Origin of the sequence: Amylolactobacillus amylophilus DSM 20533 = JCM 1125 (genome assembly GCF_001936335.1) — a bacterium.
GTDB classification, from domain to species: domain Bacteria; phylum Bacillota; class Bacilli; order Lactobacillales; family Lactobacillaceae; genus Amylolactobacillus; species Amylolactobacillus amylophilus.
Window position 1 is genome coordinate 287,102 of record NZ_CP018888.1, and the last position, 19,652, is coordinate 306,753.

The following is a 19,652-nucleotide window of genomic DNA, read 5'->3' on the forward strand; positions in this document are numbered from 1 at the left end:
ATTCAAAAATAAATTTGTAATTTTATAGACGGGGAAATTCGAAAGATAATTCTTCAACCAGCTTAAATTCGCGTGTATAATACTGTACCCGAAACGAGTCGGCAGCAACATCGATTATGGCGTAAGTACCACCAATTCTCGCATATTCTCCCCTAGGTAAACTGATTGAGCCAGGATTAACAATGAGTACGCCATAATCAATCATCGTCAGCAGTTGATGTGTATGCCCGTAGATAATGATATCTGCATCCTGCTCTCGTCCCGCTAAATAAATAGTATTAAGGCCGAAGTTCACGTTATATTTATGGCCATGGGTCACGAATACCCTTGCTTCTGGTAAATCTAAGTTAATGGAAACGGGAAAGTCGGTTCCATAATCCATGTTCCCAACAACAATTTGAAAGTCCGCGATCAGCGGATTCCGAGGGTAAAACTCCGAGTCACCGGCATGAATCAGCACATCGACCTCACCCGCATAGCGCTTTGCTAGCGCTGTTAGAATCTGGTCATCACCATGTGAATCACTCACAACCAATAACTTACTCATTTACGTCTACACTTTCCAACCATTGGGGTAAGGCAGCCACTAAAGCACGGATGGCCTTGCCACGGTGGCTAACTTCGTTTTTCTCCATCGCAGTCATACTAGCAAAGGTTTTGCCCTTATCCGAGACATAGAACAGCGGATCATAGCCAAAACCGTCGCTACCCTCTGGCACAGTCAAGATTGTGCCCTTGGCTTCACCGGTCACGACCAAATCATCGTCAAATTTTCCCGGCCAGCTAAACACAATCACTGTTTTGAAACTTGCGGTACGCTTATCTTCCGGCACACCGCCCAGTTCAGCCAGCAACTTTGCATTATTACGGGCATCGTTATGTCCCTCACCGGCATAACGAGCAGAATAGATACCCGGTTGACCATTCAAGTAATCAACCATCAAGCCAGAATCATCCGCGATTGTGGGTAGTTGAGAATAGTTGGCCAGCTGATGAGCCTTTAACGTGGCATTTTCCTGGAAGCTTCTTCCTGTTTCGTTGACCTCTGGCGGATTAGTTAAATCCTGATTAGTAATTAGTTGATAGCCCATTTTTGCAAAAACAGGAGCGATTTCTCGGATCTTTCCCGGATTATTCGTGGCAAACAATACTTTTTTCATTTCAAATTATTTCCTTTACAGTCACTTTATATCTACGCATCTAGCACGACCTTGTTTGCCGTCAAATTCTGGTCGTGTAACCACTTTTTGGCAACTAGGGCAAAATGAGTTGGTTCACCGGTGGTGAAATACTCCCGCTCCACATCGTCGCCTGTCCGGAGCAATCCTCTCTGGCGCAGAACATTTCTGGTGTAGATCGCTGTCTGATCTGCTGGATCAACCAACCGCACTTCACTTGAAACATTCTTTTGAATCTGCTCCGCAATCAGTGGATAATGGGTGCATCCGAGCACTAGAGTGTCAATATCACTATCGGCAAATGGTTGTAAGCTATCCACCAATTCCTGATTGATTGGCGTCACTTCGTTACCAGATTCAATCAACGGTACCAGTTTGGGTGTAGCGAGACCCATTACTTGGGCACCTGCAAGTCTAGAACCGATTTCCCTCTCGTAGGCCATTGAATCGATCGTTGATCTCGTCCCGATTATTCCCACGTGACCGTTTTGCGTAACCTTAGTTGCTGCTAAGCTTCCTGATTGAATCACACCAATAACCGGAATGTCTAATTGCGGCGCAATCTCATCGAGAGCGGCGGCTGTAGCCGTGTTGCAAGCGAAGACAATTGCCTTAACGTTTTTTTTCAATAAAAAATGAACCATCTGCCACGTAAATTCCTTAATTTCTGCTACCGAGCGGTCACCGTATGGTAGACGAGCCTGATCAGCAATAAAGACCAAGTTTTCCTCGGGCATTAGTTCAATAACTTTTCTCACGACAGTCAGGCCACCTAGGCCGGAGTCGAGTAATCCAATAGGTCTATTTTCCAATATATCACCAGTTTCATCTTTCTGTTTTTATTATTGTGGATTTAGGGTAAAATATCAAGTTATAGACGTGATTTTAGGAGTGAATACATTGACTGTATCTGAAGAGCAAACATATTTTCTGAACCAACTTTACCGTGATTTCTTATTACCCACCATTCTCGGTTCAGATAATCGCGATATTCTCTACTGGGCAGGTAAGAAACTAGCTAGGCAATATCAACTCGATAACGTAAAAGACCTCCCGGACTTCTTCACCATTGCCAGCTTTGGCACACTAAAATTGATTTCTACTAAGCCTAAGAAGCTGCAATTTGAACTTTCCGGGACCGTAGTTACGGACAGAATTGCCGCTAAATCAACAGAATTTAGTTTAGAAGCAGGTTTAATTGCCGAAACAGTCTCATTAGAGAACGGCCACACTGCAGAGTCCCAGTTCACTATCGATGAGAAGAGCCATACCGTTACCATTGATGTTGTGATTGATTTGAAAGATTAAACGCTACATCCATAACAACCATAAAAAAGGCGTCAATTGGCAAAAAGTCAATTGACGCCTTTATATTGATTAATCTGTGTATTGGTTTAAGATTTCCATTAATTTCTCTTTTGGTGTGTAACCAACGAGTTTGTCAACGACTTCTCCATCCTTCTTGATGAGCAAAGTAGGAATTGCCATGATCCCAAATTCTTGGGGAGTCTTTTGGTTCTCATCGACATCCATCTTAACGAATTTCACTTCGTCCATTTCCTCGGCAAGCTTGTCCACAACAGGACTCTGCATCTTACATGGACCACACCATGTTGCCCAGAAGTCTGTGAGTACAACGCCTTCACTTGTCTCATCAACGAAATTTTGATCTGTTACTTCTGTAACCATTTTTATTACCTCATCTATTTCATTTGTATATTTTTTATTCTACCATGTCGCTTACTTTTTGCAAGTTAACTGCTCAGAGTACTGATTAAATAACTTTCTTACTTGAATTCGACGATCGTCGCACCGGAACCACCTGAACCTTCAGGCGCATAGCCGAAGCTCTTGACGCGCTTATTTCGCTTCAGATACTGCTGTACTCCCTGTCTAATAGCGCCGGTCCCGATACCGTGAATAATTGTTGCACTATCGATTCCTGCTAGTAACACAGAATCAATATAACGATCTAGCTCTGTCATTGCCTCATCATAACGCTTACCACGTAGGTCTAGGCTCGAGGATGTACTGCTTCTCTTAAGCGGACTAGTATGTGAAATCTGGCGTTCAGGTTGTTTGCCGGTTTTTGCGACTTGATTTGTTTTTTCAAGATCGGCTTTTTTAACTTTGACCTTCAAGGCCCCAATCTGAACCTCGAACTCTGCATCAGACAGTTTCCGTGTTACCTGACCAAACTGGCCGTAACTCAGTACCTTAACCTCGTTCCCCACCTTAATCTGCTGCTGTTTCTTCGCCCGTTTCAATACCCTATTGTGTGCCAGATTCTGATCACGTAACTGATTCAACGCACCCTTTGCGGCAATTAACTTATCATCCTTGACCGTTGCCGCCCCTTGGTCGCGTGCTGCTCGTAATTGATCAATAATCTTATCTGATTTATCTTGGGCATTTCTAATGATCTCATCAGCCTTTTGCTTAGCGGCGTCCAGCTGTTTCTGCTCTCTTTGGTGATAGAATTCGAGTGCCTGTGTCAATTCATCCCGTAGTTTAACGGTCTGCTCAAGCCTTGATTCATACAATTTCTTAGCCTGAGTTGCTCCCTTTGTCTGTATATTCAATTTCGTGATCATCGAGTTCAAATCACTATCATCACTATTCATGAATCCACGTGCCTGTTTTACAATGGCTTTTGGCATCCCTAGACGCTCCGCAATCGCGAAAGCATTACTGTGACCAGGAATTCCTATTTGCAGGTTAAATGTCGGCGACAAGGTGGCTAAGTCAAACTCCATGCTAGCATTAGTCGTTCGCTTACGGTCATATCCGTATAACTTCAGCTCTGGATAGTGGGTGGTTGCGGCAACCTTACTATGTTTCGCCCTGACCGTATCCAGAATAGCGATTGCCAGCGCCGCTCCCTCTTCAGGGTCGGTTCCAGCGCCAAGTTCATCGAACAAAACAAGGCTATCCTCGTCATTTTGAGCAAGAATCTTAATGATGTTGTCCATGTGCGAGGAGAAAGTACTCAGGCTCTGCTCAATCGACTGCTCATCACCAATATCCGCAAAAATTTCCGTGAAAACACCGACCTGACTGTTCTCGTGTGCCGGAATGAATAAGCCAGACTGCGCCATCAACTGGAGCAAACCCAGAGTTTTCAAAGTAATTGTTTTACCACCCGTGTTCGGGCCAGTAATAAGCATCGTGTCGAACTTCAGGCCGAGATTAATATCGTTTGGTACAACCTTCTTTGGGTCAATCAAAGGATGTCTTGCCTGAATCAGATTAATTTGATGTGCGTCATTAACTTGTGGTTCCGTGGCCCGCATTTGATCCGCCAAACGGGCTTTTGCCTGCAAGAAATCTAGTTCTACTAGTGCATCTGTCGTTACCGTAATTTCTGTGACGAAATCACCCGCCATTGACGATAATTCTGCCAGAATCCGTTTCACCTCAGCGCGTTCTTGAGCCACAATTTCCTGGAGCGAGTTATTAAACTCAACGACGCCCTTTGGTTCAATAAATAGGGTCTGACCACTGGCGCTTTGATCATGGACCACACCGCCAAACTTATACCGGTATTCCTGACGGACAGGAATGACGTATCTTTCGTCTCTAATCGTGATAATTTGCTCACTTAAATATTTACTCTCGGAGCCGTGCAAATAGCTGTCCATCTTCTGCTTAATGCTTGCTTCCATCCGGACAAAGCTATGCCGAATTGAACCCAGTGCGCTACTTGCTGTATCTAGAATCGTTCCATCAGCTTCCAATGAGTCTTTCAGTCTCTTGTACAACTTTTCGGGAATCACAAGCTCCTGTTGCAGTTGATCTAATGCTGATAAATCTAACTCGTCGTGATCCGCTAAAAAGCGTTTGACATCAGTTGCAATTCGCAGAACAAGTAAGATGTTTCCTAACTCATTGGCGTTTAGTTCTGCCCCGATCTTCAATCGTTTAATTGCTGGCGCAACGTCTTGAAAGTTCACTATTGGTAGACTACCCATTACGCGCAGGACATTTGTCATCGCCAACGTCTCATTAATAGCAGACCGTACTTCTTCTAAATCAGTCTGCGGCATGAGTGCCCTTGCACGCAATTTTGCCGCATCGGTCACCGCTAGTCCGGCTAAGCGGTCTAGAATCTTTGCGAATTCCAGTGTATTTAATATTTTTTCGTTCATAATTTCCAATCTCTAACTTAAAAAAAGACCATGGTGGTCTTTTAGATTATTCCAATAAATAGTTTTGTATAAAAAGCAGACCAAGGGAATGTGGCACGAGTTAAGAACTTAGCCAAGAATGAGTGTTCAATCATCCGTTGTACCCCTTCAAGCGGAATCATCGATAGCAACGCCAGTACCAGGCTAATCAGTGCTCCAGCAACTATCAGGCCTAAAATTATTGCCAAAATACTACTTAGGTTGTGTTGAAGACCAATATCCACATACCGTAACTTAGCAAATCCCCTCAGCAAAATACCTATTAGCAGCCAAATCAATAAGAGTACTACGGAAAAGGCAATCCCGGCATAAAATGCTTTATCTAAGTTTAATCCAAGTGTTTGCGAGAAGAAAACAAATTTGCTTGCAGCAGTTGCCGAGGGGTAGGGTACCCACAACGAGACGAGTGGAATGAACAATCTGTACAGAAGTGCAGCTAAGAGAAAGCTGACCACAAATGTGATTGTGATGACTCCCTGGTAGATTAACCCACGTCTGTACGCCACATAGCCAAAGATGATAAAAGTAATGATGATTAATAAACTTAACATGTATTAGTCTGATTCCTGCTTCGTTAGTTTTGCGGGGACATTTGAATCGTCGAATAGATCACCATCGATCACCGAGTCACGCTTGTCCTCCCACTGGGTGTTTTTTGGTGCGTGCGCGTGATCCTCAGAATCGACCCGATCCTGTTTCAAGAAAGTGCTCACGGCATTGAATGCCAGTAGGACACTTGCTTCTTCCAGGGTAATTCCGGGCGAGAGACGTTTTAACTGCGCCAGCTGTTCATTGAGGTAGTTTGTGACGGCCGCCATATGTTCCTCACTACCCGGTCCGACAATGATATAATTCTTCTCACCAATTTTGGCCTTGTACCTTCTTTTCTGCATCGCACACCTATCAAATTTGTCTCAAGTACACATTTACTGAATAAGTACATTCTAACTCTTTTAGAATGTTGACGCGACCACAGTTTTTATCCGTAAAAAAAGACTAGTCGTAACTAGTCCTCATTTCTTACTCACCACTCAAACGATCATCATCTAGGAAAGTATTCAAGACACCTTCAACCATGTCCCATTCCGCTTCCGTCTCAATCTCGTGGAGGTCACCACTTGTTGCGTCACCTGCTTCATCCGCGTCAAAGCTAAATGCTTGAATCTCCACGTCTTCTTCATCAACAGTCGCTGCTGGGTAGAGTAAGACGTATGATTTCTCATAATCGTCAGAATAAAATGTGAAGAGAACTTCAAATAATTCTTCATTGCCCTTCTCGTCAACCAAAGTAATTTGACGATCTTCCTCGGGTAGGTTGCTCTGATCATTAATTTTAACAGCCATTAATTTACTCCATTTCTTTGTTGGTCGAGATAATTCTGTAGGATGAGCGTTGCCGCTAACTTATCAATCACGAGCTCTCGATCTTCGCGACGGACATTCCCCTCTTCAATTAGCATCCGCTCTGCTTGAACGGTCGTTAATCTTTCATCGTTGTAGAACACAGGTAAGCCAAACTTAGTTGCCAGCCGCTTGCCATAACTTTCCGCCTTCAGAGCACGCTCTCCAACGGTATTGTTCATGTTCTTCGGCAGGCCGACTACGAAACCGTCAACTTCATATTCTCTGACCAGTTTCTTCATTCTGCGCATGCCGAAGTTCTCGGTCTCTTCATCAATCGGAATTATCTCAACACCCTGGGCAATAATACCCAACTGGTCACTGACAGCAACACCGACTGTTTTGGACCCGACATCTAACCCCAATAAGCGCATTACTTCGACTTACCGAGATAGTTCTTGACTAGTTCTTCAATTATTTCATCACGTTCATGTTTCAGAATCATGTTCCGTGCGTCATTATGCCGTGGAATATAGGCGGGATCACCAGACAGTAAATAACCAACAATTTGATTAATTGGGTTATAGCCCTTCTCTTCCAAAGCAGTATAAACATCGGCAAGTGTATCATGCACATTCTTGCCTTTATTCTCGTTAAAATCAAAGTGCATTGTCTTATCTAATGAGCTCATTTCTATACCTCCCCATTCATTGTTCATTCTACTGTAAACGCCTTATGAAAACAATTATTTTTAGTTTTCTTCGATTAATTTAATTGCTTGCGTGATGGCAGCCGGTAAACCTGCGGGGTTCTTACCACCAGCTTGGGCCAAGTTTGGTCGGCCACCGCCGCCACCGCCGAAGGTTGCAGCAACACTCTTAATCATCGCACCGGCTTTCAGACCACTTGTTAAGGCCTGGTCATTCAGTGAAATAATCATGTTTGCCTTACCATCAATGGCTGCCGCCAGAATTAGAACATCAGACTTACCTTGACTCTTCCAATCATCAGCGAACTGTCTCAGATCGTTCATGCTTGTGACTTCAATCTGCTTTGCAATCACCTGCAGACCGTTAACTTCCTGCACGTCATCGAAAATATCACCGGTCTTGCTGCGGTTAATTTCCGCCTGTAGTTGCTCGGCCTCTTTTTGACTCGACTTTAGTGCAACTTGTAACTGGTTCACCTTCTCAGGCACATCCTGGACCTTCGTCGATTTAACCTCATCCTTAATCTGTTGTAACAGGTTCGAATGCTCGTTCAAGTATTCAAATGCCTCTTTACTGGTGATGGCTTCAATCCTCCTGGTGCCGGCACCAATCGCCTGCTCTGACACAATTTTGAATAAACCAATCTCACCGGTATTCGCCACATGAGTTCCACCACAGAACTCGATTGACCAACCGCCGATGTCTACCACGCGTACTTCATCGCCATATTTCTCACCGAATAACGCGATAGCACCCATCTTTCTGCCAGTCTCCTGGTCGGTAATCGTGGTCTCAACCGGAATTTGCGCCCAAATTTTTTCGTTGATCATTTTCTCTACCGCAACGAGCTGGGCCGGCGTAGTTGGCTCAAGGCTAGTGAAATCAAAGCGGAGGTATGTAGGTTCAACGAGGGATCCGGCTTGATGTGTATGATCCCCCAACGTATTCCGCAGCGCCTGATCCAACAGGTGAGTAGCGGTATGATTGCGCTGGACTTTTCTTCTAAACTCTGCGTCAATCTTCAATTGATATCGCGCACCCTTTTTAAGTGGCAAAATCACATCGACGTAGTGGAGATTCTGACCATTTGGCGCATGCTGCACATCGGTCACATTAGCAACTACCTCGCCAGACTCGTCAAGAATTTGTCCGACATCGGCCACTTGTCCACCCATTTCTGCATAGAACGGTGTTTTGTCGAAAATCAATTGAGCATGATCGGCGTTCGTTGTGTCAACGACCTGATCGTTAACTACAATCTCTAAAAGTTCGGCGTCATCAATCTCGAACGTGCCGTAAACGAATTCACTGTTATCCTTCAGCGCCATCAAGGTCTCATCCTGTGAACCCATGGATTGTGCCTTAGTCCGTGCAGAACGGGCCCGTTCCCGTTGGGCAGCCATCTCTTGTTCAAAGGCCGCTTGATCGACGGCCAGCCCGGCATCGGACGCATATTCAAAGGTCAACTCATACGGGAAACCATATGTATCAAACAACTTGAATGCATCTCGTCCAGCGATTACTTGTTGCCCACTCGCTTTTGCATCCTCAATCAGGTTATTCAAGAGACTTAATCCATCAGCCAACGTTTCCTGGAATCGCTCTTCCTCAAGCCTGATTACTTTAGCAATGAAATCAGCCTGCTCTGAGACCTCTGGGTAGTAAGACTTCATTATTTCACCAACCACTGGTACCAGTTTGTACAAAAATGCACCTTTTATACCCAGCTTTTGTCCATTAAGAGCCGCGCGCCGAAGCAAACGCCGCAAGACATAGCCCCGCCCCTCATTTGATGGCAAGGCACCATCACCGATGGCAAAGCTCACAGTCCGTGCGTGATCCGCAATGATTTTGTATGATACATCTGCGGTTTGGTCGTTCCCATACTTAGGACCACTGGCCAACTCCTCCGTTGCGTGAATTATTGGTAAGAATAGATCAGTCTCGAAGTTTGTCTTCGCATTCTGAATGACCGAAACCAGGCGTTCAAGGCCCATTCCCGTATCGATATTCTTATGTGGCTGCTCAACGTAAGTTCCATCAGGTAGGTGATTGAATTCGGAGAAGACAATATTCCAGATCTCCAGGTAACGTTCATTTTCACCACCAGGATAGCTCTCTTCATCGTCTTCGCTCAGATTATTAAACTCCTGACCACGGTCGTAGAAAATCTCTGAGTCGGGGCCACTAGGTCCCTCACCTATATCCCAGAAATTATCCTCAACTTTGAAGAGGTGATCCTCTGGCAAGCCGACCTTCTCAAGCCAGATCCGCGCAGCCTCTGTATCTTTCGGGTAAACAGTCACATAAAGTTTTGCCGGATCAAAATCAAGCCATTTAGGGCTGGTCAAGAATTCCCACGCCCAGGGAATAGCGTCCTCCTTGAAGTAATCACCAACAGAGAAGTTCCCAAGCATCTCAAAGAAAGTATGGTGGCGCGCCGTCTTACCGACATTCTCTATGTCATTCGTTCTAATCGACTTCTGCGCATTCGTAATCCGTGGATTCTTCGGGATTACTGAACCGTCGAAATACTTCTTCAGCGTGGCCACACCAGAATTAATCCACAGCAAAGTGGGATCATCCTTTGGGATGAGTGATGAACTTGGTTCAACCATATGATTCTTACTTTTGAAGAAATCGAGAAACATCTGTCTGATTTCTGCACTTGATAATTGCTTCATACTTGCTCCTTCACAAAAAAACACCCTTGCACACAAGGACGCGATTGCGCGGTACCACCTTGATTGCAACAGTGTTTTGTTACCTCTTTAGAGTTTATTTAATTATTTAACTTATGGGTAGCACCTGACCACTAATTAGGAATCTTTCCACCGCCGATTCTCTCTGTGCTAATCATTTAGGCCAAGCATGTCCCGTAACTGTTATATTTTACAATGACAAAAAACGCGTGTCAATGCTAATCTTCTCTACCTTTACGTGCGCGACGTGCATCACGAGCAGCCTGTCTTTGACTAATCTTGCGTTTCTGCTGCTGATCACGCGCAATCGCCGTCTTGATCCGTTTTTTATAACCAGGTTTTCTCTTAATCTTGGACTTCTTGACGAGTCCTACTAATTTAGGATCAAGCTTCTCATTCGTTGCCTCGCGTTTCTTTCTGCGACCGAAATCAGCTCGATCAACGAGTTCACCGTTCTTGATTGCCTTAATTTCAAACTTGATACCTAGGTGCTCCAGTTGATGCACGGGCTCCATCTCGTCAGCAGTTACCAAAGAAATGGCAGTTCCCTCCATGTTGTTTCGACCAGTCCGACCGACACGATGAATGAAGAATTCTAAATCTTTTGGTAAAGCAGCGTTAATCACCAGTGAGATGCCCTCAATATCAATTCCACGAGCTGCCAGGTCTGTTGCGACAATGTATTGATACTTCAGATCCTGTACATCACGCATTACTCGTTTGCGTTCACGAACCGAAATATCACCGTGAATCTTAGCGACTACGAGCCCTTTTTTGCTGAGATAATGATGAATCTCATCAACATCACTTTTCGTGTTGGCAAAAATCAGGACCATGTATGGCTGACCAATGTTTAACAAATCGTAAATAACACCGTTACGGCTGCGACCACCAATGTCAATCAAGTAATTATGAACAGTTGGGGAGATCACCGTTGGGTTATCAATCACGATATACTCCGGCTTCTGGAGATACTTGTTCAAGAACGGCTTAAGCCGAGCAGGAATGGTTGCTGAAAAGACGCTGATGTTAACATCTTGATTCAAGCGTGATGCAATCTCATCGATATCATTCAAGAAGCCTAAATCGAGTGTCATATCGGCTTCATCAATAATCATAGTTTGGACATCTTCAGCCTTAATTAACTTCTTCTCAATGAAATCCTTGATGCGGCCTGGTGTACCAATCACTATCTGTGGCCGCTGGTGTTCCACCTTTGCCATCTGTCGTTCGCGGTCAATGCCACCGGCCAGATGCATGATACTCACCGCAAGTCCACTTCGTTCACGTAAGTCTCTGGCATTATCAAATAATTGCTGGGCCAGTTCCCGACTTGGGGCAGTAATAATTGCCTGCGTCGTCTTTTGTGCAGTGTCAATCGTGTTGAATACCGGAATCATGAAGGCATGTGTCTTACCCGAACCTGTCGCTGCCTGGACCACCAAATTATTTCCGTCCAGTAGCTTAGGAATCACTCCCGTCTGAACTCGCGTTGGTTCGCTAAAGCCTAGTTGCTTAATGCCGGCCCGTAGTTCCGGCCTAATGAGTTCGTTTTGAAAAATATTATTCGCCATGTTTCTCCTTTTTGTAGGCTGCTGAGGCTTCAATTAACTCTTGGATGATTTGCTGAACTTCAGTCTGATCCTTCGCGTTTGCGCCACTAGCTAGAGCGTGACCACCGCCGTCATGCTTCTTCGCCAATTCATTCACGATTGGACCCTTCGAACGGTAATGCACCCGATAGCTGCCGTTCGCTTTTTCCACGAAAATCAACCAGGCCAGAACTTCCTTCAAACGGCCCGGTCCACTAACAACGGCATTGGCACCCTCTTCGTCGACACCAAGTTCCTGTAACTTAGCCTGACTAATGACGACGTATGCAGCGCCGCTCTTGTCGATCGTCAATTCATCAAGCGCAGCATTTTGTAACTTAGCTTGAGCAAATGTGACAGACTGAATATTCTGGGAGATTTCGTTATGATTGATGCCCGTTTCAACCAACTTTTGGGCCATCAAAAAAGTACTTGCACTAGTGGAGCTAAACAAGAATCTCCCTGTGTCACCGACGATACCAGCGTACAATGCGTATGCAGAATCAGCTGTTAATGATAACACACCATTTGAGGATTCGATCAACTCAGCAATTATTTCCGAACTGCTGGACGCCTGATCATCAACGTATTGCATGTCACCGTATGAATCGTCATTTGGGTGGTGGTCGATCTTGATGAGCTCAGCTCCTTGAAGGAAGCGTTGGTCACTAATTCTCGGTGTGTTTGCTGTATCCACCACGATGACCAGGGCGCCAACGTAATCGGCATCTGCCACGTTGTCCATCGTCGTAATCCAATCAAGATCACCAACTGATTCGCCGGCCATTAAGACCTGTTTCTGTGGAAAAGCATGCCGTAGTACAAGCGCAAGCCCGCTCTGTGATCCAAGCGCATCTGGATCCGGGCTTTGATGCCTGTGAATAATTATCTTATCATATTCCTCAATTTTGGCTAAAATCTCACTAAATTTATTCATAAATTCCATCTTCCTAGCTCTTAAGCAACTATTGTGTTTCAAATAACGGTAGTGTTAGTTCTTCCACTTGATCATCAATGAAGTTTGTTGTTGAAATACCGAGCAAACGAATACCAAGCTCTAAAAACTCGGGAAACTCGTCTAACAATGAAACTGCGGCTCGGTAGATCACATCCTCATCCTGCGTAACCTCTTTAATTGTGGTGCGTTTCGTCACCGTCTCAAAGTCCTTCGATCTAATCTTCAAGACGATTGTCTGGCTGCGTAAATGTTTCTCCCTTAGAATCTGCGCAATGGAGCCGGTAAAGTCCTGCAAGTAAGGCAGAGCCCGTTCCCTGTCCACAATAACCGGTTCAAACGTGCGCTCCTTCCCCACGGACTTTCTCTTACGCTGACCGATTACTTCTCGTAAATCGATTCCGTGCGCATGTTGCGCATAATAATAGCCAGCCTTCTTGAACTTAGCTATCAACCAGCGCACGTCCTTTTGTTGAAGATCATAACCAGTGTTGATCCCAATTTCGTGCATCAACACGGCCGTTTTCTTACCAATGCCCGGGAAATCCCCCACATCTTTGGTCGCCAGAAACGCTTGCGCCACATCCGGCAGAATTATTGCTCTGCCAAACGGTTTCGCATACTCAGAAGCCAGCTTAGCCAGAAATTTATTGTAACTGATCCCAACGGAGCATGTTAAGTGTGTTTGGCGATAAATCTCTTGTTGTAAAAATTGGGCCAGCTCAATTGTGGTCAACTTGCCCAGCTTGTTCTGAGTGACATCCAGGTACGCCTCATCCAGTGCTACTGATTCTACAATGTCGGTTACCTCATGCATGATCGCATGAATAGTGGCCGAGACCGCCCGATACTTGACGAAGTCGGGTGTAACAAAGACGAGCTCTTTTGCCGGTATGTTGTCCAATGCTTTTTGCGCGGGCATGGCCGAGCCAACACCATATTTACGAGCGCGATAATTAGCCGTGGTAATTACGCCATGACCACGATGCTTCCGTGGGTCGTGTGCAATTACCAGTGCCTTCGTCTTCAGGACAGGATTATCCCGCTCCTCGACTGACGCGTAGAAGGCATCCATGTCTAAGTGAATTACTTTTCTATTTGTGTCATTTGGTGGCAATAGATCCATCGATGCCATTTGCTTTAAATCCACTTATCGGTCGCAGATTCGAAGATCTGGTTTGCTTCCTTTGGTCCCATGCAAAATGGTGGATATTGATGAAGGCCCTTTTTCCCAGCCTGTGCCCAGAATTGTTCGATCCGGTCGATATACTGCCATGAAGATTTTAGCTCGTGCCAATTCGTGAAATTGGTGCAATCCGCCACTAATGCATCCCCAATCAGACGCTCATAAGCATCCGGCACGTCATCTTTGATGTGCTCTTCGTACTCGTAGATTAGCCTCTGCTCCTTCAAGCCAGCATGTGCAACTCTTTTACCGTTCAACACTAAGGAGATCGTATTAGTTGGGTCAATCTCCAGGGTCAACACATTCTGACTAGCATCGTCATACAGGTTGGTGGTGTTTTTAAAAATGATATTGACCACACTCTGCTTGACAGCCATACGCTTACCTGTACGAATGTAGATTGGAACACCTGCAAGGGGACCGACACCAAACTTAATTTTACCTGCAATGAAGGTCTCGGTACTCGAGTCTGGGCTAACCTGATTCTCAGCCACGTAGGCCAACGTATCTTCGTCGCCAGCATATTGACCACGGACAAAGTCGTGCGCTAATTCCGCAGCATCCGGCTCCACCAGACTATTGAGCACCGCTTGCTTACTTTCATGAATCTCGTGCGCGGTTAGGTTTTTAGGCTCAGGCATTGCTAAAACTGTGGCAATCTGAAAAATATGATTTTGGACCATGTCACGCAATGCGCCTGCGGTCTCGTAGTAGCCACCACGCGCCTCGACACCTAATTGCTCAGCTAGTGTAATCTGAATACTTGCAATATTGTCCGCATTCCAAATGGCCTTCATGATGGGATTACTAAACCTTAACGGGAGAATATCTTGAATCATTTCCTTACCCAGGTAGTGGTCGATGCGGTAGACGTCTTCTTCATCGAAGGATGCATTAATCTGTTTATTGAGCACGGTCGCACTCTCTAGATTATTCCCAAAGGGCTTCTCGATGATCAGCCGGTTAAATCCCCGACCTAGAATGTGTTCATCATGAATGTGTGTCGCAATCGTGCCAAAGAAACGGGGTGACATTGCCATATAGAAAATTCGGTTACCATGAGTCTGATACTTCTCTTCCAGCTGATCAGACAGTTGATTGAGCGCCTTGTAATGCTCCGTATCGGTTACGTCGTGTGATTGATAGTAGAAATGGGACGCAAATTCAGTTACGCCAGTCGTATCGTTTGTACTTTCCTCAATTGCTTCCGTCACAATATTTTGAAAGTATTCGTGGGACCAAGGTCTTCTAGCGGTGCCAATCACTGCGAAATGTTCCTTGATGAATCCCCGTTTATACAAATTGAACAAGGCTGGGTAGAGTTTCCTATGTGCCAGGTCGCCAGACCCGCCGAAAATAATAAATGTTGTTGAAATTTCTGTCTGCATCATTGTTCCTCTTTTATCCATTCTGCTTACATTCTACACTATTACTGATTAGCACGATAATAAAAAAACACCAAAAGGTGTTTTAGTTTGATGCCTGTTTATTAGTTATCTGACTTTTCGTCGTCAGTTGTCGGTTCTGCTTCTGTTTGGGCAGCACCCTCATCCTTCTCCGTAGACTGTTCATTTGTCGTTTCAGTTGTGACAGTCGGGATCACATCCCGGACTGCAGTCTGATTAAAGGTTAGGTAAATGCCATCAGCGTCAATCACAACAGTATGATTGCTATCATTGACTTCATCAATCTTGCCGTGTAGACCACTAATCAAGACAACCTGATCGCCCTTCTTCAAAGCCTTAATCATTTCCATGCGCTTTTGGTTCTGTTTCTTTTGTGGACGGAGCATTGTGAAGTAGGTGAATGCAATCAGTAGCAAGAATGCGAATATCATGATCATGTTACTGCCACCAGCTGCTGCTCCAACTAAAAAAGTATTCAATCTAACACCTCATCTATTTTCTAAAAGTCTCTACTTGAATCATTATAGCCATATTTCTCGAAAAAATCAGCCCTAAATTCTAATAACTCATCATTCATGATGGCAGCACGCACTTTTTTCATCAAGTTAAGTAGAAAATAGACGTTATGATAGCTAGTAAGTCTGATACCGAAGGTCTCATCTGCCTTAATCAAGTGACGGATATAGGCCCGCGTGTAATTGCGGCAGGCGTAACAATCACACTCTGGATCCATCGGTGTGAAATCATGGGCATATTTAGCATTCTTTACAACTAAACGGCCATGACTGGTCATGACGGTACCATTTCTGGCAATTCTCGTGGGTAAGACACAATCGAACATATCGATACCACGAATTACGCCATCAATCAACGCATCTGGTGAGCCAACGCCCATCAGGTAACGGGGCTTATTCTGCGGCAATAAGGGAGTGGTAAATTCTAGCATCCGGTTCATTTCTTCCTTAGATTCACCCACACTCAATCCACCAATTGAATAACCCGGGAAATCGAGCGAGACTAGATCTTGGGCACTTTGACGCCGTAATTCTTCATGTGGTCCGCCCTGAACGATACCAAATAGGGCTTGGGTATCAGGATTTCTGTGTGCTTTTAGACCGCGCTCGGCCCAACGTGAGGTCCGCGCAACGGATTTCTGCAGGTATTCAAAGTCTGAGAAGTATGGTGGACACTCATCCAAGCTCATCATGATGTCTGGACCAAGATCATTTTCAATTCCAATTGCTTTCTCGGGGGAAAGGAACATCTTCGCACCCGAAATATGGCTCTTAAATGTGACTCCCTCTTCCTTGATGTCCCGCATCTGCGCCAAAGAAAATACCTGAAAGCCACCAGAATCGGTCAGGATTGCTTGATCCCAGTTCATGAACTTATGTAGTCCACCGGCCTCCTTCACGATTTCCGGTCCCGGTCTTTGCCAGAGATGATATGTATTAGCGAGGATTACCCCCGCCCCCATCTCTTTTAATTCCTCCGGTGCCAAAGTCTTTACTGAGGCCTGGGTACCAACGGGCATGAACATCGGTGTCTGGAACGTACCATGTGGTGTTGTAATCTCGCCCAATCTAGCACCGGTTTTTTTATCTTGATGAATTAATTTATACGTTAACGGTGAGCTCACAAATATTTCCTTTCAAAAAAAGATTCACTAGCACATACTAGCGAATCAATGGTGTACAAGTCAAATAATCAGGTTATTTTTCTCCGTACATTAACTATTTGATAAACATTGCATCGCCAAAACTGAAGAAACGGTATTTCTCCTGCACAGCGTGTTTGTAGGCGTTTAGAATCGTCTCTCGTCCAGTAAACGAGGCCACGAGCATTACGAGCGTGGACTTCGGTAAATGAAAGTTTGTGATGAACGCGTCAACAACCTTCCATTCATAGCCCGGATAAATAAAAATATCCGTCCAGCCAGATTCCGCCACGATTTTACCATCATTTCTAGTAGCAATAGTTTCGAGTGTCCGGATACTAGTCGTTCCCGTAGCCACGATTCGGCCACCGTTTTGTTTGACCTCGTTCAGGGTCCTTGCGGCGTCCTCAGACAGGGAATAGAACTCACTGTGCATCTCGTGATCCAGAATATTTTCTTCCGAGACTGGTCTAAAAGTCCCAAGGCCCACATGCAGTGTCAGATAGACTAGCTTAACACCCTTAGCCTGAACTTTTGCCAATAAATCTTTAGTCCAATGTAAGCCTGCTGTAGGAGCAGCGGCCGAACCCATTTCCTTCGCATAGACCGTCTGGTAGCGCTCCGGATCGTCCAGCTTCTCCTTAATGTATGGTGGCAGGGGCATCTCACCCAAAGCTTCTAATACCTCAAGAAAGATTCCTTCATAACTAAACGTAATTTCTCGACCACCGAAGTCCAGCTCCTTAGTCACAGTGGCCTTCAGTGCGCCGTCACCAAAGTCAATCACCGAACCTACCGGAACTTTTTTGGCTGGCTTAGCAAGTACTTCCCACTTATCACCTACGATATTCTTCAACAAAAGCAGTTCAATGTGGGCACCTGTCCCCTCTTTCAATCCATGTAATCTGGCAGGCATCACACGGGAATCGTTCATCACAAGTGCATCCCCGGCGTGCAACTGGTCAATGATATTGTAGAAATGTTGATCCAGTAATTCGCCCGTTTGGTGATCAAGTACTAGTAGTCTTGAGGTGTCACGTTGCTCAATTGGAGTCTGAGCAATCAGTTCTTCCGGTAAATCGTAGTCAAAATCTTCAGTAGTTAACATTAATCTTCTCCTAAAAAATCAATTCCAAGGTGCTTGTACGCCTTTTGGGTAACGGCGCGACCCCTTTGTGTTCGTTTGATAAAACCCTTTTGCAAGAGGTATGGTTCATACACCTCTTCAATTGTTTCTTGGTCCTCACCCACATTGGCTGCGATGGCCTTGATTCCAACAGGGCCGCCGTGATAGTTATTAATCATCATCAAAAGGAGCCGTCTGTCTGTCTGATCTAAGCCCTCGATATCAACCTGTAACTTGTCCAGCGCTTCACGCGTGGTTTCTAGGGAAATCTTCCGCTCGTTTTTCACCTCGGCAAAGTCCCGTACCCGCTTCAACAACCGATTGCTGACCCGTGGTGTCCCCCGTGAACGCCGGGCAAGCTCATCTGCCGCGGACACATCAATTTCAGAATCGAATACTTTTGCGGTTCGTTGCACAATTTTTCGTAAATCAGACACATCGTAGAACTGCATGTGCTCAACAATGCCGAATCGATCGCGTAACGGGGCGGACAGTTGACCAGCACGCGTCGTCGCGCCGATGAGCGTGAACGGTGGCAGTGGAACGTGGACAGGATGGGTAGCCTGCCCCTGACCAACGACGATGTCAATGTAGAAGTCCTCCATTGCCGAATAAAGTACCTCCTCCACCGCCTTTGGCAACCTGTGAATCTCGTCGATGAACAAAACATCTCCGGGATCAAGTTCTGATAAGAGAGCAACTAAATCTCCGGCTTTCTCAATGGCTGGCCCACTTGTACTCTTGATCTTCACCTGTAATTCGTTTGCGATAACCATTGCAAGTGTAGTTTTACCGAGCCCAGGTGGCCCGTACAAAAGGACGTGATCTAGCGCCTCTTCTCTTTTCTTGGCCGCAGAAATATAGATCGCCATCTCTTCTTTAACCTTTGTCTGGCCAATATACTGAGAAAGAAATTGTGGCCTGAGTGATAACTCTAATTTTTCTTCATCCGCATCATAGTTATCTTGTGCTAACAATCTATCGTCCGTCATTTAGTTACCTTTTTCAATAATAAATTTAACCCGAGTTTGATGTAATCCTCAGCGTGATCGAAATTATTCTCCAATAATTTGGGTGTAATCTTATCGACTTCCTTCTGAGTATAGCCTAAGGCAACAAGTGCCAGTAATGCATCATTTAGATCGGGTGAGACAGCCGCCTGATCGAAGATACTTTGTTGTCCTACCGCATAATCACCCAATTTGCCCTTCAAATCAAGCACAATCTGTGATGCGGTCTTCCTTCCGACCCCGGGGAATTTAGTCAAGTACGCTGTCTCGCCGTTCTCAATTGCGTTGGCCAGGCTAGTAGTGTTCTCTGCCGCCATAATTGCCAGCGCACTTTTGGGACCAATACCGGAGACACTCAAGAGCTTCAGAAATAAGGCCTTATCCTCAGCCGAGGCAAAGCCGTACAAGCTGTGCTCCGTATCCCGGATAATTTGTTCAACGAAAAGCTTCGCTTCTTGATTCACATCATAGGTGTAGGGCGTGGGACAATAAAGCTTGTAGCCAATACCAGAAACATCTAACACTAAATAACCGGGGGTAATTGCCGTAATGATACCTTTCAAATATTCGTACATAGTAAAACTCCTCGATTCCTAAGTTGT

20 protein-coding genes and 1 pseudogene are annotated in these 19,652 nt (G+C 45.2%); 1 reads left to right on the plus strand and 20 read right to left on the minus strand.

Annotated features, from left to right (window positions below):
- Nucleotides 1-22: 22 nt before the first annotated feature.
- Genes LA20533_RS01605 through murI form a run of 3 tightly spaced genes read right to left on the minus strand, consistent with a single transcriptional unit; the run spans nucleotide 23 to nucleotide 1,990 of the window.
- Complete coding sequence (locus tag LA20533_RS01605; protein WP_054745559.1) at nucleotides 23-547, minus strand: metallophosphoesterase; 525 nt, start codon at nucleotides 545-547, stop codon at nucleotides 23-25.
- Entirely contained in the window at nucleotides 540-1,160 is a 621-nt protein-coding gene (locus LA20533_RS01610) for an XTP/dITP diphosphatase (RefSeq protein ID WP_056946451.1), read from the minus strand. The genes LA20533_RS01605 and LA20533_RS01610 overlap by 8 nt, the downstream gene beginning before the upstream one ends.
- Before the next feature lie 32 nt (nucleotides 1,161-1,192).
- The gene (murI, locus tag LA20533_RS01615; RefSeq protein ID WP_056946453.1) at nucleotides 1,193-1,990 is read right to left on the minus strand and encodes a glutamate racemase; all 798 of its coding nucleotides are present in this window, start codon (nucleotides 1,988-1,990) and stop codon (nucleotides 1,193-1,195) included.
- 88 nt (nucleotides 1,991-2,078) lie between these two features.
- On the opposite strand from murI, the gene LA20533_RS01620 reads away from it, so the two are divergent.
- Nucleotides 2,079-2,486 (plus strand): YslB family protein, encoded by a 408-nt coding sequence (locus LA20533_RS01620; protein WP_054745557.1) that lies wholly within the window; start codon nucleotides 2,079-2,081, stop codon nucleotides 2,484-2,486.
- Between the two features lie 69 nt (nucleotides 2,487-2,555).
- Here the strand turns inward: LA20533_RS01620 and trxA are convergent.
- From trxA to ruvA, 17 genes and pseudogenes are all read right to left on the minus strand, one after another.
- A pseudogene (gene trxA, locus LA20533_RS01625) lies at nucleotides 2,556-2,894 on the minus strand (thioredoxin); the annotation flags it as partial.
- A gap of 71 nt (nucleotides 2,895-2,965) precedes the next feature.
- Entirely contained in the window at nucleotides 2,966-5,326 is a 2,361-nt protein-coding gene (locus tag LA20533_RS01630) for an endonuclease MutS2 (RefSeq protein WP_056946458.1), read from the minus strand.
- Between the two features lie 41 nt (nucleotides 5,327-5,367).
- On the minus strand, nucleotides 5,368-5,916 hold the full coding sequence (locus tag LA20533_RS01635) for a CvpA family protein (protein ID WP_054745555.1): 549 nt from the start codon (nucleotides 5,914-5,916) through the stop codon (nucleotides 5,368-5,370).
- 3 nt (nucleotides 5,917-5,919) lie between these two features.
- The gene (locus LA20533_RS01640) at nucleotides 5,920-6,258 is read right to left on the minus strand and encodes a cell division protein ZapA (RefSeq protein WP_075362775.1); all 339 of its coding nucleotides are present in this window, start codon (nucleotides 6,256-6,258) and stop codon (nucleotides 5,920-5,922) included.
- A gap of 127 nt (nucleotides 6,259-6,385) precedes the next feature.
- Entirely contained in the window at nucleotides 6,386-6,709 is a 324-nt protein-coding gene (locus LA20533_RS01645; RefSeq protein WP_054745553.1) for a DUF1292 domain-containing protein, read from the minus strand.
- Nucleotides 6,709-7,140: a Holliday junction resolvase RuvX gene (ruvX, locus tag LA20533_RS01650; protein ID WP_054745551.1), complete on the minus strand. Its 432-nt coding sequence runs from the start codon at nucleotides 7,138-7,140 to the stop codon at nucleotides 6,709-6,711. The genes LA20533_RS01645 and ruvX overlap by 1 nt, the downstream gene beginning before the upstream one ends.
- Nucleotides 7,140-7,397: an IreB family regulatory phosphoprotein gene (locus tag LA20533_RS01655; RefSeq protein ID WP_054745549.1), complete on the minus strand. Its 258-nt coding sequence runs from the start codon at nucleotides 7,395-7,397 to the stop codon at nucleotides 7,140-7,142. Before LA20533_RS01655 ends, ruvX begins: the two co-directional genes overlap by 1 nt.
- Before the next feature lie 60 nt (nucleotides 7,398-7,457).
- The gene (alaS, locus tag LA20533_RS01660; RefSeq protein WP_056946460.1) at nucleotides 7,458-10,100 is read right to left on the minus strand and encodes an alanine--tRNA ligase; all 2,643 of its coding nucleotides are present in this window, start codon (nucleotides 10,098-10,100) and stop codon (nucleotides 7,458-7,460) included.
- 236 nt (nucleotides 10,101-10,336) lie between these two features.
- Entirely contained in the window at nucleotides 10,337-11,692 is a 1,356-nt protein-coding gene (locus LA20533_RS01665; RefSeq protein WP_056946462.1) for a DEAD/DEAH box helicase, read from the minus strand.
- Nucleotides 11,682-12,647 (minus strand): DHH family phosphoesterase, encoded by a 966-nt coding sequence (locus tag LA20533_RS01670; protein WP_056946464.1) that lies wholly within the window; start codon nucleotides 12,645-12,647, stop codon nucleotides 11,682-11,684. The genes LA20533_RS01665 and LA20533_RS01670 overlap by 11 nt, the downstream gene beginning before the upstream one ends.
- 28 nt (nucleotides 12,648-12,675) lie before the next feature.
- A complete protein-coding gene (gene dinB, locus LA20533_RS01675; protein WP_056946785.1) occupies nucleotides 12,676-13,800 on the minus strand; it encodes a DNA polymerase IV in 1,125 nt (374 codons plus the stop codon).
- A gap of 5 nt (nucleotides 13,801-13,805) precedes the next feature.
- Nucleotides 13,806-15,239: a glucose-6-phosphate dehydrogenase gene (gene zwf / locus LA20533_RS01680; protein ID WP_056946466.1), complete on the minus strand. Its 1,434-nt coding sequence runs from the start codon at nucleotides 15,237-15,239 to the stop codon at nucleotides 13,806-13,808.
- 101 nt (nucleotides 15,240-15,340) lie between these two features.
- Nucleotides 15,341-15,736, minus strand: a complete 396-nt coding sequence (gene yajC / locus LA20533_RS01685) for a preprotein translocase subunit YajC (protein WP_075362776.1) — start codon at nucleotides 15,734-15,736, stop codon at nucleotides 15,341-15,343.
- A 20-nt stretch (nucleotides 15,737-15,756) separates the two neighbouring features.
- Complete coding sequence (gene tgt, locus LA20533_RS01690) at nucleotides 15,757-16,896, minus strand: tRNA guanosine(34) transglycosylase Tgt (protein WP_056946468.1); 1,140 nt, start codon at nucleotides 16,894-16,896, stop codon at nucleotides 15,757-15,759.
- A 94-nt stretch (nucleotides 16,897-16,990) separates the two neighbouring features.
- Nucleotides 16,991-18,022 (minus strand): tRNA preQ1(34) S-adenosylmethionine ribosyltransferase-isomerase QueA, encoded by a 1,032-nt coding sequence (gene queA / locus LA20533_RS01695; protein ID WP_056946470.1) that lies wholly within the window; start codon nucleotides 18,020-18,022, stop codon nucleotides 16,991-16,993.
- Nucleotides 18,022-19,032, minus strand: a complete 1,011-nt coding sequence (gene ruvB / locus LA20533_RS01700) for a Holliday junction branch migration DNA helicase RuvB (RefSeq protein ID WP_054745545.1) — start codon at nucleotides 19,030-19,032, stop codon at nucleotides 18,022-18,024. The genes queA and ruvB overlap by 1 nt, the downstream gene beginning before the upstream one ends.
- Nucleotides 19,029-19,625, minus strand: a complete 597-nt coding sequence (gene ruvA, locus LA20533_RS01705) for a Holliday junction branch migration protein RuvA (protein WP_054745543.1) — start codon at nucleotides 19,623-19,625, stop codon at nucleotides 19,029-19,031. The genes ruvB and ruvA overlap by 4 nt, the downstream gene beginning before the upstream one ends.
- Nucleotides 19,626-19,652 lie beyond the last annotated feature (27 nt).

Excerpts from the sequence above, each read along its gene's own strand:
- LA20533_RS01605 (WP_054745559.1), bottom strand. The coding sequence starts at position 547 with ATGAGTAAGTTATTGGTTGTGAGTGATTCACATGGTGATGACCAGATT.
- LA20533_RS01610 (WP_056946451.1), bottom strand. The coding sequence starts at position 1,160 with ATGAAAAAAGTATTGTTTGCCACGAATAATCCGGGAAAGATCCGAGAA.
- LA20533_RS01630 (WP_056946458.1), bottom strand. The coding sequence starts at position 5,326 with ATGAACGAAAAAATATTAAATACACTGGAATTCGCAAAGATTCTAGAC.
- LA20533_RS01635 (WP_054745555.1), bottom strand. The coding sequence starts at position 5,916 with ATGTTAAGTTTATTAATCATCATTACTTTTATCATCTTTGGCTATGTG.
- LA20533_RS01640 (WP_075362775.1), bottom strand. The coding sequence starts at position 6,258 with ATGCAGAAAAGAAGGTACAAGGCCAAAATTGGTGAGAAGAATTATATC.
- LA20533_RS01645 (WP_054745553.1), bottom strand. The coding sequence starts at position 6,709 with ATGGCTGTTAAAATTAATGATCAGAGCAACCTACCCGAGGAAGATCGT.
- ruvX (WP_054745551.1), bottom strand. The coding sequence starts at position 7,140 with ATGCGCTTATTGGGGTTAGATGTCGGGTCCAAAACAGTCGGTGTTGCT.
- LA20533_RS01655 (WP_054745549.1), bottom strand. The coding sequence starts at position 7,397 with ATGAGCTCATTAGATAAGACAATGCACTTTGATTTTAACGAGAATAAA.
- alaS (WP_056946460.1), bottom strand. The coding sequence starts at position 10,100 with ATGAAGCAATTATCAAGTGCAGAAATCAGACAGATGTTTCTCGATTTC.
- LA20533_RS01665 (WP_056946462.1), bottom strand. The coding sequence starts at position 11,692 with ATGGCGAATAATATTTTTCAAAACGAACTCATTAGGCCGGAACTACGG.
- LA20533_RS01670 (WP_056946464.1), bottom strand. The coding sequence starts at position 12,647 with ATGAATAAATTTAGTGAGATTTTAGCCAAAATTGAGGAATATGATAAG.
- dinB (WP_056946785.1), bottom strand. The coding sequence starts at position 13,800 with ATGGCATCGATGGATCTATTGCCACCAAATGACACAAATAGAAAAGTA.
- zwf (WP_056946466.1), bottom strand. The coding sequence starts at position 15,239 with ATGCAGACAGAAATTTCAACAACATTTATTATTTTCGGCGGGTCTGGC.
- queA (WP_056946470.1), bottom strand. The coding sequence starts at position 18,022 with ATGTTAACTACTGAAGATTTTGACTACGATTTACCGGAAGAACTGATT.
- ruvB (WP_054745545.1), bottom strand. The coding sequence starts at position 19,032 with ATGACGGACGATAGATTGTTAGCACAAGATAACTATGATGCGGATGAA.
- ruvA (WP_054745543.1), bottom strand. The coding sequence starts at position 19,625 with ATGTACGAATATTTGAAAGGTATCATTACGGCAATTACCCCCGGTTAT.